Here is a 12,311-nt window from a genome sequence, read left to right on the forward strand (position 1 = left end):
TGTACTGATTATAGCCACCGGACGTCAGCGTGGGGCGGACTCCGGCGGCTTCCACGCCGCGCGGGCACACAGCGACCGCGAGCCGGCGACGCGCCCGCGGTGAACGGCTCGAGGCCTGCCGCGAGGCGGTCGAGCTGCGGAGTCGGCATTTCTGGCCGGGTGGCTCACGCCGCTCGGACCTGCTCGGGTGGATCCTTGGGTGGGCCGGCGCGGCGCGACCCGGCTACGGCGTCGAGGCGCAGTGGATCAGTACCGACGGCGTCGAGCACGCGATGGTAGATGTTGCGTCGTGGCTGTCGAGCGGGGTCGATCCACGGTGGCGGTATGAAGGTGGGGTGGCCGTTGGTGCCCATGCGCACGGTCCAGCCGCGGTGGTGGACGCTGCGGTGGTGGTGCCCGCAGAGCAGCACCAGATTGTCCAGGTCGGTGGTTCCGCCGTCGGCCCAGTGGGTGATGTGGTGCGCCTGGGTCCAGGCGGCCGGGCGGGCGCAGCCGGGGAACGCGCACCCCTGGTCGCGAGCCACGAGCGCGACCCATTGCCCGGGGGTCACGGTTCGGTGCTGCCGGCCCACGTCGAGCGGCACGCCTGCGGGGTCGGTGAGCACCCGGGAGACGCCGGCGTCGCAGGCCAGCCGGCGCAGCGCTTCGGGCGTGATCGGGGTGCCCCACATGGACACCGCTTTCGGGCAGCCGGGCTGCTTGCGCAGGGTTCCCAGTGACGCCGTGATGGTGAGGTGTGGCCGGGCTCCCCGTGCGCCCGGGAGCAGGTCGCCGGCGTCCATGGCCCGCCGGCACAGCTCGACCAGTGCGTCGCCCATCCGGGTGGCGTGTCCACGCGGATCCGCGGTGCCGTCGGCCGCGGGAGCCGGAGCGGCCAGCGCCGCCAGCGCGGTGGTGATCAGGTCGGCCGCTTCGGCGGAGAAGCAGCCGTAGGCCCGCACGGTGCCGTCGCCGTTGTCGGCGAACCCGAACATCGTCGTGGCCTCGGCCCGCTCCTCGCCACGATCGCCGTCCAGCCCGCCGTCGCCGCGGGCGGCATCGACGACTTCGCCCGCGCGGGACGCTGCCGTCACGCGCTCGTCCTGACCGGCCAGGTCGTGTGCTCCGGTGACCGCCGTGGCCAGATGAGAGCCGAGCCGGGCCAGGCTGCGCGGGTCGTGGCGGGTGGCGTGTATGGCGAGGAACGCCTCGCACTCGGCCCACACCATCGCGTCGATGCCGGCCGGCAGCCGCTTCAGCGCGCGCCGGATGACCTGCGCGTGCTCGACACAGACGCGGCCCTCGCGCAGGGCCCACGCCGTGCACGGCAGCAGGCGCCGAGCCGCCCGCGACAACTCGCGCAACGCCGCCACCGGGACACCGAGGCCCGTCCGAGCCACGGCATCGACTGCGCCGGCTTCGGGTCCGGTGGCCCTGTCGCCCGCGGGATCGGGATAGCCGACGCGGTGGTCACCAACCGCCGCGCCACCACCCGCGGCCTGATGGACGGTGCGGGCAGCCTCGAACAACCCCGCGTCCACATCCAGCACCGCGGCCAGCTCGACCCGTCCCTTCGCCACACCGTGGTCCAGCCGCAGCCGATCACGCAGCCAGTCCGCCGTCGACGGCGCCCCCACGGCCGAGCCGGCCCCGCGCCGGTCGGCCTCGCGAACCAACCCCAGACCCAGACCAGCCAGCCGCGCGGTGAGCGCCTCATGCGCCACCACCAGCCGGGCCAGCTCATCGGACCGCAAACCCCACATGGGCGCATCCCCGGCGCTGGAGATCGCCGACTCGACCGCGTCCAGCGCCACGACCAGCGGGTGGCCAGACGCTGCACGATCGGTCAAGTCGAACATGTGAACTATCCTAGCCAGACCCACCGACAACGTCGGCCTCACGATCGGCCTGCACGACGTGCTGGGTGTAGAGCCAGCCGTAGCCCGTGGCGTGGGCAGGCTCCGGCGGCTTCCACGCCGCGCGCCGCCGCTCCAGCTCGTCGTCGTCGACGTCCAGGGTGAGCGCGCGGTCCGCGACGTCGAGGGCGGGGTCGTCGGCGCGCAGCAGTTTCGCGTTGGCCCGGATCGCGTTCGCGAACGCCGCGCGGGTCATGATCGCGCTCGGCCACAGGTCCTCGTCGACCATCGCGACGATGCGCCGGCCGAAGCCGACGTCCTGGCCGCGGAACTTGCCGTTGAGCATCGGCCCGCCGGTACCATGACCGCCGGCAGGTCCACGCTGGCCGCGCCCATCAGCAGACCCGGCGTCGTCGTGTCGCAGCCGGACAGCAGCACCACGCCGTCCAGCGGGTTGGCCCGGATCAGCTCCCCGCCGCCGACGCCTGGCGGAGGACCTCGGCGAGCGTCTTGCGCACCTCGCACTGCCCGAGCGCAAAGGAGTCCGCGAGCCGTTCGGCCTCGTCCGGGCCGACCCCCTCGAACGCCGTCGCGAAGTCACCCACCATGGCCTCGGCGAGCATGACGTGGCGGACGTGCCCGTGGATCCACCGCGCCGCTCCCCACGGGTAGGGCTGGAAGTCCGGGAACTCGCGCTCGAACAGGTCCTCGATCGGCTGCATGACCTCGCGGATCCCCGCGTCCGTCGACCCCCAGGAGTCGACGCCGAGGCGCGCCTTCTTCTCCATGACCGGCGCCACCCGCTGCGCGTAGGGCGAGGCGGGATCGACGGTCACCAGGCCCTGCAGGCCGATGTCCTTGTAGGTCCACAGCGCCCAGCTCGCCTCGTGGCGGCGATAGATCTCCAGCTGGTCCTCGAGCAGCCGGTAGCGCTGCTCGTCCCGCGCCGGGTCGCCGGTGTAGACGGGCCCGAACTCGCCGACCCAGATGGGGGTACCGGTCCGGCGCATGTACTCGGTGCGGGCGAGGAAGGTCTCCTCGACCCGGTCGCGGTCGACGTACTCACCCCTGCTGGTCCCCGGGTAGGGGCCGCCGTCGACGAACCCCGGCTTGGCGTAGTCGTGGGCGGTGTACACGCAGTTGGGCAACGGGTCGCCGAGCTGGTCGAACTGGGTCGAGTAGCGGTTGCCGTCGAGGAAGAGGATGTGGTCGGGATCGACGGCCCGGATCGCCGCCTCGAGCCGGCGGTAGAACGGCCCGATGGTCGTGCCCTCGGCGTCGCCCGGTTCGTTGACCGGGTTGTAACCCGCCACCCAGGCGTTGCCCTTGTAGTGCTCGGCGAGCCGCTCCCAGAGGTGCACGACCCGGTCCTGGAAATGCCGCTGGCTCCAGAAGTGCGCCCACTGGGTGGGGTTGTCGCTGTGCCAGTGCTGGTTCTGGGCGCCCGGGACCGCGTGCAGGTCCAGGATCGTGTAGATGCCGTGCCGCGCGCAGGCGTCGACCACGCGATCGAGCAGGGCGAAGCCCTCGGGCTTGAGCTCGAACGGCGCCGCGTCGTCCTCGAAGTGCCGGTAGTTGAACGGGATGCGCACCGAGTTCAGGCCCAGTCCCGCGAGCAGTGCGGCGTCGTCGTCGGTGAAGAAGGCGGCGAGGAAGCGGTCGAAGAACCTCGTGTAGCCCTCGTCGCCGAGAACCCGGCGCAGCGCCCTGCGCTGCTGCGACTCCGTCCCGGGATAGCCGGTGATGAAGTTCTCCATGTTCATCCAGCCACCGAGGCCGACGCCTCGCAGCACCACCGGCTGGTCGCCGGCGACGATCCGGCTTCCGTCGATCTTGAGCATGGGGACTCCGTTCATCCGAGGGTGAGAGCGGTCCAGGAGACCGGCGGCAGCGAGACCGTCACAGTTCCGTCGCTCAGGGCGGCGGTCGGGTTCGCCGCCGGGCGCACGCGGTCCGGCTGTTCCAGCGTGTTGGCGGCGTGCGGGTCCTTGTCGCTCACCGTCCACACGTCGCGGACCCGGATGTCGCCGAGCATGCGGACGTCGATCTCGATCTCCGCCTCCGACTCCTCGTCGCGGTTGACGAGGAACACCGCGGTCGCGCCGCTGCCGGCGTCGTGCGTAGCCACCGCGTCGACGACCGTGACGTCGCCGTGCAGCGCCGACGTGTATGCCGGGCTGTCCAGCTTGACCTCGAGCGCCTCGCCGCGGGCCAGCCGTGAGGTGAGGGCGAACGGGAAGAACGTGGTCTGCCGCCACGCCGGACCACCGGGCTCGGTCATGATCGGCGCGATGACGTTGACCAGCTGGGCGAGGCTGGCCGACGTGACGCGGTCGGCGTGCCGGATCAGCGAGATGAGCAGGTTGCCGAAGACGACCGCGTCCATCACCGAGTAGGTGTTCTCCAGCAGCCGGGGCGCGATCGGCCAGTCACCGATGCCGGTGTGGCGCTCAGCGCGGTAGCGCGACTGGTACCAGACGTTCCACTCGTCGAAGGAGATGTACATGGTCTTCGAGCTGCGGCGCTCGGCCTTGACGTGGTCGGCCGTCGCGGCGACCGACTCGATGAAGCGGTCCATGTTCACCGCCGAGGCGAGGAAGCTGGCGTAGTCGCCGTCCTTCGGCTCGTAGTAGGCGTGGCAGGAGATGTAGTCGACCTCGTCGTAGGTCGCTTCGAGCACCGTCCGTTCCCAGCTGCCGAACGTCGCCATCTGCGCGCTGGCGCTGCCGCAGACGACGAGCTCGAGGCCGGGATCGACCTGCCGCATCGCCCGGGCGGTCTTGGCGGCGAGGCTCGCGTACTCCTCGGCGGCGCCGTGGCCCAGCTGCCACGGCCCGTCCATCTCGTTGCCCAGGCACCACATCCTGATGTCGTGCGGAGCCGGCGTGCCGTTCGCGATGCGCAGGTCCGACAGCCGCGTGCCCGACGGGACGTTGGCGTACTCGAGAACGTCCAGCGCCTCGTGGATGCCGCGGGTGCCGAGGTTCACCGCGTACATGAGCTCGCTGCCCACCTTGCGCAGCCAGGCGGCGAACTCGTCCAGTCCGACCTCGTTCGTCTCGGTGGAGTGCCAGGCCAGGTCCAGCCGGCGCGGCCGCTGCTCACGCGGCCCGATGCCGTCCTCCCAGCGGTAGCCCGACACGAAGTTGCCCCCGGGATAGCGGATGGCGGTGACGCCGAGCTCCCGGACCAGCGCGATGACGTCCTCGCGGTAGCCGTGGTCGTCGGCGGTCGGATGGCCCGGTTCGTAGATGCCGTCGTAGACGCATCGGCCGAGGTGCTCGACGAAGGAGCCGAAGAGGCGGCGGTTGACGGTGCCGACGGTGAAATAGGGGTCGATGGTCAGATGAGCGCGGGTCATGATCCTCTTATCGGTCGACGGTCGGGCGACAACGTGCGCGGCCTACTTCAAGCTGCCGATGGCCAGGCCTCCGCGCCAGTGACGCTGCAGCGTGACGAAGGCGATGATCAGCGGGATGACCGAGACGAGAGACCCCATGATGATGATGCTCCAGAGCGACGTGCCGCCGGAGTTGTTGGCCGAGGCGATCCCCTGCCACTGACCGATGCCGACGATCACGGGGTACAGGTCGTTGTCCGACAGCATCGCCAGTGGCAGGAAGTAGTTGTTCCAGGTCGCCACGATCGAGAGCAGCAGGACCGTGACCATCGCGGGCCGCATCAGCGGAAGCGCGACCTGGAGGAACGACCGCAGCTCACCCGCGCCGTCGACGCGAGCGGCGTCGAGCAGCTCGTCGGGGACGGCGTCGCGCGCATAGACGTGCATCAGGTAGACCCCGAACGGGTTGAGCAGCGAAGGCAGGATCACCGCCCAGATCGTGTTCGTCAGGCCCAGCCGGGAGAACATGATGAACGTCGGGATGACCAGCGCGGTGGCCGGAACCATCACCGCGCCCAGCAGGACGGCGAAGCTGAAACGCCGGCCGGCGAAGCGGTACTTCGCGAACCCGTAGCCGGCCAGCACGGCCAGCACGGTGGCGCCGATGCCGCCGACGAAGGCGTAGAGCGCGGAGTTGAACAGCCAGCGCGCGTAGATGCCCCCGCTGTACGTGAACAGCTCCCGGAGATTCCCGATGAAGTCGACGTCGTCGGCGAACCACAGCGAGTTGCCGCCGCCGAAGAGCCCGGCGGCGTCCTTCGAGCTGTTGACGATCACCCACCAGAACGGCACCAGGAAGTAGACGAGCAGGAAGCCGAGGAGGACCTGGAGTGGCAGGTAGCGCTGCCGCCGTCGGCGACGCGCGGCGCTGTCGATGTGCACTGTCATGACAGGAAGCTCCCCCGCTTGCGCGTCGCGAACAGGAAGATGTAGACGCAGACGAAGACGACGCCTCCGAGCGCGAACGAGATGGCCGATCCGTAGTTGAAGTTCGCCAGGCCGAACGCCTGCTGGTACGCGTACATGTTGGGCGTGAAGTCCGGCCCGATCGCGCCGGCGGCGAGGTCACGGAGAATCTTCGGCTCGTTGAAGAACTGCAGCGTTCCGATCAGCGCGAACACCAGGATGAGCAGCAGCGCCGGCGTGATCAGCGGGATCTTGATCCGCAGCGTGATCTGCCAGGTACTGGCACCGTCAATCCGCGCGGCCTCGTACAGGGTCGGGTCGATGCCCTGGAGCGCGGCGTACAAGATGATCATGTAGTAGCCGGCCCACTGCCAGGTGACGATGTTGAGCAGGCCGTAGAAGATCAGGTCGTTGCTGAGGAAGTCCGGAGCCGAGGCGCCGAACAGGCCGAAGACGTCCCCGAGCGGGCCGAAGTTCTTGCTGTACAGGAACCCCCACATGAGGGCGCCGATGACCGCGGGAATCGCATAGGGCAGGAAGATCATCAGCCGTGAGAACCGCGCGAACCTCGACGTGACGATGTCGAGGATGAGCGCCATCGCGAGCGAGATCAGCATCTGCACCGGGATGAGGACGAGCGAGAACCGGACGACGAACCACGCACCGTCGAGGAAGCTCGGATCGGTGAACGCCTTCGCGTAGTTGTCCAGGAAGACGAAGCTCGTCCCGCCGATCATCGCCTTGCGGAACAGGCTGAGATAGAGCGCGTAGCCGAGCGGCGCGACGAGGAACGCGAGGAAGACCACACCGAACGGCCCGATGAAGAGCCACCCGATGAGCTGCTCGCGCAGGGGGATCTTGCGCTTCTTGCGTCTGGCCTTCTCGGTGCGCTGTGGCGCGGTCTCGGTGATCTGCAGGGTCATTCTCGAGCTCCGGAAATCTGTGGACGGCGAGGGCGGTGGGCGGGGCCGGCGCCGGGGACGAGCCGGCCCCACCCGTCAGGTCACTGGACCGTGAACCCCTGTTCCTCGGCGTAGCCCACGACGTCGTCCTGCAGCTGGTCCGCGGCTTCGGAGCCCGTGGTCGAGCCCTGGTTGAGCGCTCCGAGCTGCTCGGTCATCGCGTCGTAGTAGTACTGCTGCAGCGGGCTGTAGGTGAAGCCCTCGTAGGCGTTCGCCGCCGGGACGTAGACCTCCTTGTTCGCCTGCTGACCGCCGAAGAACTCCACCGCGAGGTCGGCGAAGGCGGGATCCTCGAGCGCGTTGAGGTTCAGCGGGAAGATGACCTGGTTGGTCCAGCCGTCGGTGAGCGACGCCTCGTCGGCGTAGATGCCAAAGGCGACCTGCGCCGCCAGTTCCGGGTCCGATGCCTGACTGGTCACCGAGAACGCCGATCCGCCCCAGTTCACCTGCACCGGGTTGGCGGGGTCCCACTGCGGCAGCGGCGCGACCGCGAACTGGCCGGAGTCGGCGCCCGCACCCACGCCGGCACCGGTGAGGTAGCCCGGCGCCCAGGCCGCCGAGATGTAGGTGGCGTAGTCGCCGTTGATCACTCCGGCGATGTACTCGGGGGTGAACTGGTCCTGGGTGCCGACCAGACCCTTCTCGACGAGGCCGCCCCAGTAGTCGAGCACCTCCTTCGACGCATCGTCGTTCAGCGCGATCCCGATGTTCTCCGGGTTGTCGGTGTCGTAGGCGAACGGGTCCGCGCCGTTCTGGATCTGCAGCGCCATCATCACCGCCGGCACGTTGGCGCCGAGGTCACCGAACAGCGGCCCGCCGGCGTCGCGCACCGTCTGCGCGGCCTGCTCGTACTCGGCCCAGGTGGTGGGCGGCGTGATGCCGTACTGGTCGAAGATGTCCTTGCGGTAGATCATGCCCATCGGGCCGCCGTCGACCGGGACGCCGTAGACCGCGTCGCCGACCGAGACGTCCTGCCAGGCGCCCTCGCTGTAGTCGTCGCGGACGTCCTCGAAGCCGAAGTCGCTGATGTCGACCAGCGCCTCCTGCACCTGGAAGGTCGGGATGCGGTCGGCCTCGATCATGATGACGTCGGGCGCGCCGGTGCCGGCGGCGATGGCGGTCTGGAACTTCTCGTACTCGTCGCCGCCCTCGCCGACGTTGGTCCAGCACACCTGGACCTCGTCGTTGCCCTCGTTGAAGTTGTCGACGACCAGCTCGGTGTTCGGGTACCAGGCCCACAGCGTCACGACCGGCAGGTCGGTCTTGGGAATGGTGTTCGTGCAGTTGGCGTCGGACCCGCCACCGCCACCGCCCCCGTCACTGCTGCTGCTACTGGTTCCGTCGTCATCGGACGAACAGGCGGCGAGCGAGCCGGCGAGGACCAGCGTCGCCACCGCTGCGAGGAATTGCTTGCGCTTCATTGCGTGAGTTCCCTTCGGGATGCGTAGGACGTCGTTGTCGGCGCGTCGCCGTGCGGCTCGAACCAGCTCCGGAGCCGGATGCTCCCAGCACCTCGCCTACATCGGGCGGTTGGCCGCGAAGAGCATTTATAACGTTGTATGTTTAGCGATAAAGCCGACTATGGCAACGGGCTTCGGCCCTGTCAAGACCGACGTGGCCGGCACTCGCCTGCCCGGTCGGAGCGCAGGTCGGGCCCTACAATGCAGAGGCGTCGCGGCCGCGACGCCGGAACGAGGAGGCACTACGTGATCCCGACGATGCACGATGTCGCGCGGGTGGCCGGAGTCTCCATCAAGACCGTCTCCAACGTGATCAACGACTTCCCCCACGTCCGGCCGTCGACGCGCATGCGAGTCCTCTCCGCCATCGAGGAGCTCGGCTACCGGCCGAACCTGTCGGCGCGCGGTCTGCGGTCCGGCCGCACGGGTGTCATCGGGCTGGCGGTGCCCGAACTGCGGCAGAACTACTTCGCCGAACTGGCCGACGCGATCATCCGCGCGGCCGAGAAACACGACCTCGGCGTTCTCGTCGAGCAGACCAGCGGCGACCGCGAGCGTGAGATCGCCGCCGTCACCGGCGCCGGCCGGCTCCGCCTCACCGACGGCCTGCTGTTCAGTCCCCAACGTCTCGGTCAGGACGACCGTCACCTCATCCAACCCAGGTTTCCCTTCGTGTTGCTCGGCGAGCGGATCTTCGGCGGCCCCACGGACCACGTGACGATGCACAACGTGAGCTCCGCCCAGGCGGCCACCGAACATCTGATCGGGATCGGCCGGCGGCGCATCGCGCTCATCGGCGCACACCCTGACCGGCGCGAGGAGATACGGTCGGCCGACCTGCGGGTGCGCGGCTACAAGGGCGCCCTCGAGGCGGCCGGGATCCCCGTCGATCCGCAGCTCATCCGGGCCGTGGCGCCGTGGCACCGCGAGAACGGCGCGGAAGCCATGCGAGACCTCATCGCGTCCGGCGTTCCGTTCGACGGCTTGTTCGCGCTCAACGACACCCTGGCGCTCGGTGCGTTGCGCGCCCTCGGCGACGCCGGCGTGCGGGTCCCCGACGACGTCGCCGTCATCGGTTTCGACGACATCGACGAAGCGCGGTTCTCCGTTCCGTCGTTGTCCAGCGTCGACCCCGGCCGGCAGGAGATCGCCGAGACGGCGGTCGAGCTCCTGGTCGAGCGCATCAACGAGAAGGACGGCGAGCCGCTGCCGCCCCTCCTGGTCAAGTCCAAGTTCCGCATCGTCGCCCGCGAGTCCACCGGGTCCGGCGGGTCGAGCTGACCGCGGGCGCCGGCACCTGCTGCGGAGGGCCGGCGCCCGCGACGACTCACGTCACTCCTGCCGGAACAGCAGCGGCGCGAAGTCGATGAGGTTCTTCTGCCACGCGTCCCAGCCGTGCGGCCCCGGGGTGGGCCCGTCGTACTCGTAGTCGATCCCCAGTTGATCCATGACGGTCAGCGAGCTGATGAACGACGGGTACACGAAGTCCGTGGGGTCGCCCACGTAGATCTTCAGCAGCGTCGTGCCGTCGTTGATCGCCTGGGCGTCGACCCCGGTGGCGCTGCCGAACCCGGCCGAGAAGGCGCCGATGTAGGCGAACTCACCCGGGAAGGCCTTGAGCACGGTGTACGTCTGCCCGCCGCCCATCGACAGGCCGGCCAGCGCCCGCTGGGACGGGTCGTCGGAGATGTTGTACCGCTCCAGCGACACCGGGACGATGTTCTCCCGCAGCTCCCTGGTGAAGTTCGAGGAGTTGCCGTTGCCCATCACCACCACCATCGGCTCGAGGTTCCCGTCGAGGAAGTGGTTGTCGAGGATCTGCTTGGCGCGGCCCATCTCGATCCAGTCCGTGTAGTTCTGGCCGCCACCGTGCTGCAGGTAGAAGACCGGGTACGGCTCGGCCCGGTCCGGGTCGTACCCCGGCGGCGTCCAGACGTACGCCTTCCGCTCGGCCCCGGCGACGGTGCTCTGGTACGTCATCGTCTCGACGGTGCCACCCTGACCCTCGGGCACGTCGGCGAGCAGCCGCGCCGACTCCCCCGGAATGAAGAACGTGCTCCACGCCGGTTCCGTGGTGACGTGGGTCGGGTTCGACGCGTCCTTCGTGGGCACGCGATCGACGATGAGCCGGTAGTAGTGGAAGCCGGGCTTCAGCGGGCCGACGGTGGCGCGCCACCGGTCGCCGACCCGGGACATCTCCACGCGGATCCAGCTGCCACCGGGCGCCCAGTTGCCCCACACGGTGACGTTCTGCGCGTCCTTGAACTCCGTCGTCGTCTCGAACGTGACGAACCCGTCCTCGGTGATCCACGGCGTCGGGGTGGTGCCGGCCGGCGGCTGCTGGAACTCGGCCTCGAGCGGCAGGTGCCCGGGGCTCGGGCCGTCGTCCGGCGCGTCGCGGAACAGTCGCGGCATGAAGTCGATCAGGTTCTCCTGCCAGGCGTTCCAGTTGTGGCCGCGGTCGGGGTTGACGCCGTCGAACTGGTACTCGACGCCGGCCTCGTCGAACTGCTGCATGAGGCGGTAGTTGTAGTTGTAGGCCAGGTCGGTGACGTTGCCGGTGTAGAGCCGCAGCAGCTCCGTGCCCTCGTTGATCTTCTCGGCGTCCACGTCGCTGGCACTGCCGAACACGAATCCCGCGAACGAGCCGATGTAGGCGAACTCGCCGGGGCGCTCGAACAGGGTGGACAGCGTCTGGTACCCGCCCATCGAGAGTCCGGCGAGCGCCTGCTGCGAGGGGCTGTGCGAGATGTTGTAGTCGTGCCGGGCCTCGCGCATGATGTTGCGCAGCAGCTCCTTCTGGAAGTCCGGCACGTTGCCGTCGCCCATCACGACGACCATCGGCTCCATCTCGCCGCGCAGCGTGAGGTTGTCGAAGATCTGCGTGGCGCGTCCCACCTCGACCCAGTCGCGGTAGCCCTGTCCGCTGCCGTGCTGCAGATACAGCACCGGATACGGCTCGCGCCGGTCGGCGTCGTAGCCCGGCGGCGTCCACACGAGGGCGGAGCGCTCCCCGCGGGTGACGGTGCTGCGGTAGGTCATCGTCTCGACCGAGCCGCCGTCCCCCTCGGGCACGTCCGCCAGGAGGCTCGCGGAGTCGCCGGGAACGAAGAACGTGCTCCACTCCGGCTCCGACGCGACGCTCGTGGGGTTCGTCGGGTCCTTCACGACGTTCGTGTCGTCGGCGGTGAACTGGTAGTAGTACAGGCCGGGTTCGAGCGGCCCCATCACCGACGTCCAGTTGGCTCCGCGGCGGGTGAGGCCCCACTGTGCCCAGTTGGCCGACGGGCCGAAGTTGCCCTCGGCGACGATCTGCGTCACGTCGCCGAACGTGCTCTGTGCCTCGTCAGCGGAGATCGTGAACGTGACGAAGCCGTTCTCGTCCACGGTGACCCACGGCGTTGCCGCCGTCGCCGCGGGTGGCGCGGCCACCAAGGCGGCCACGGCCATCGCGGTGCCGACGAGGAGCGCCGCCAAGCGCCGCCCGATCCCGATACGGCGCGTTCGTCTCTGGCGAGATGCCATCACCATTGATCCTCTCTGTCCTGAGTCCGCCGACGTCCGGCGCGGCGCAGGAGACGACGGATGCGACCACCGAGAGAGAGCCGATCACCCTCGGCTGTGCGGGCGGGCTGCTGGCGACGTCCGGGGCCCCTCGCTCATTTACAACGTCGGCAAACTCGCCCGACGCCCATGCTGGCGGCGCCGATCGGAGGGTGTCAATAGTTCTGGCGTGGCGTTTATAACG

The 12,311-nt window shown here is 69.4% G+C and carries 8 protein-coding genes and 1 pseudogene; 1 reads left to right on the forward strand and 8 read right to left on the reverse strand.

Annotated features, from left to right (window positions below; all coding sequences use genetic code 11):
* Nucleotides 1-164: 164 nt before the first annotated feature.
* The 7 genes and pseudogenes from BLV05_RS28495 to BLV05_RS28530 all read right to left on the reverse strand — a co-directional run bounded on the left by BLV05_RS28495 (nt 165) and on the right by BLV05_RS28530 (nt 8,524).
* Nucleotides 165-1,838, reverse strand: a complete 1,674-nt coding sequence (locus tag BLV05_RS28495; protein ID WP_052762786.1) for an HNH endonuclease signature motif containing protein — start codon at nt 1,836-1,838, stop codon at nt 165-167.
* Between the two features lie 205 nt (nt 1,839-2,043).
* A pseudogene (locus tag BLV05_RS38825) lies at nt 2,044-2,306 on the reverse strand (dihydroxy-acid dehydratase domain-containing protein); the annotation flags it as partial.
* Nucleotides 2,300-3,676, reverse strand: a complete 1,377-nt coding sequence (locus BLV05_RS28510) for a glycoside hydrolase family 5 protein (protein ID WP_046770769.1) — start codon at nt 3,674-3,676, stop codon at nt 2,300-2,302. The gene BLV05_RS28510 and the pseudogene BLV05_RS38825, both read right to left, overlap by 7 nt.
* Nucleotides 3,677-3,687: 11 nt before the next feature.
* Complete coding sequence (arfA, locus tag BLV05_RS28515) at nt 3,688-5,196, reverse strand: arabinosylfuranosidase ArfA (RefSeq protein WP_046770768.1); 1,509 nt, start codon at nt 5,194-5,196, stop codon at nt 3,688-3,690.
* Between the two features lie 42 nt (nt 5,197-5,238).
* The gene (locus tag BLV05_RS28520; RefSeq protein ID WP_046770767.1) at nt 5,239-6,123 is read right to left on the reverse strand and encodes a carbohydrate ABC transporter permease; all 885 of its coding nucleotides are present in this window, start codon (nt 6,121-6,123) and stop codon (nt 5,239-5,241) included.
* Nucleotides 6,120-7,064 carry a carbohydrate ABC transporter permease gene (locus BLV05_RS28525; protein WP_052762785.1) on the reverse strand — a complete coding sequence of 315 codons (945 nt, stop codon included), beginning with the start codon at nt 7,062-7,064 and terminating at the stop codon, nt 6,120-6,122. Before BLV05_RS28525 ends, BLV05_RS28520 begins: the two co-directional genes overlap by 4 nt.
* A gap of 80 nt (nt 7,065-7,144) precedes the next feature.
* The gene (locus BLV05_RS28530) at nt 7,145-8,524 is read right to left on the reverse strand and encodes an ABC transporter substrate-binding protein (protein ID WP_046770766.1); all 1,380 of its coding nucleotides are present in this window, start codon (nt 8,522-8,524) and stop codon (nt 7,145-7,147) included.
* A gap of 285 nt (nt 8,525-8,809) precedes the next feature.
* Between BLV05_RS28530 and BLV05_RS28535 the strand changes: the two genes are divergently transcribed.
* On the forward strand, nt 8,810-9,844 hold the full coding sequence (locus BLV05_RS28535) for a LacI family DNA-binding transcriptional regulator (RefSeq protein WP_152690912.1): 1,035 nt from the start codon (nt 8,810-8,812) through the stop codon (nt 9,842-9,844).
* A gap of 51 nt (nt 9,845-9,895) precedes the next feature.
* Here the strand turns inward: BLV05_RS28535 and BLV05_RS28540 are convergent, their stop codons facing one another.
* Entirely contained in the window at nt 9,896-12,040 is a 2,145-nt protein-coding gene (locus BLV05_RS28540) for an alpha/beta hydrolase (protein WP_197683373.1), read from the reverse strand.
* Nucleotides 12,041-12,311 lie beyond the last annotated feature (271 nt).

This window comes from Jiangella alkaliphila (genome assembly GCF_900105925.1).
Classification (GTDB): Bacteria; Actinomycetota; Actinomycetes; order Jiangellales; family Jiangellaceae; genus Jiangella; species Jiangella alkaliphila.

What these genes read in the sequence shown, in the direction of transcription:
- arfA (WP_046770768.1), bottom strand. Translation starts at nt 5,196, where the DNA reads ATGACCCGCGCTCATCTGACCATCGACCCCTATTTCACCGTCGGCACC.
- BLV05_RS28520 (WP_046770767.1), bottom strand. Translation starts at nt 6,123, where the DNA reads ATGACAGTGCACATCGACAGCGCCGCGCGTCGCCGACGGCGGCAGCGC.
- BLV05_RS28510 (WP_046770769.1), bottom strand. Translation starts at nt 3,676, where the DNA reads ATGCTCAAGATCGACGGAAGCCGGATCGTCGCCGGCGACCAGCCGGTG.
- BLV05_RS28530 (WP_046770766.1), bottom strand. Translation starts at nt 8,524, where the DNA reads ATGAAGCGCAAGCAATTCCTCGCAGCGGTGGCGACGCTGGTCCTCGCC.
- BLV05_RS28495 (WP_052762786.1), bottom strand. Translation starts at nt 1,838, where the DNA reads ATGTTCGACTTGACCGATCGTGCAGCGTCTGGCCACCCGCTGGTCGTG.
- BLV05_RS28525 (WP_052762785.1), bottom strand. Translation starts at nt 7,064, where the DNA reads ATGACCCTGCAGATCACCGAGACCGCGCCACAGCGCACCGAGAAGGCC.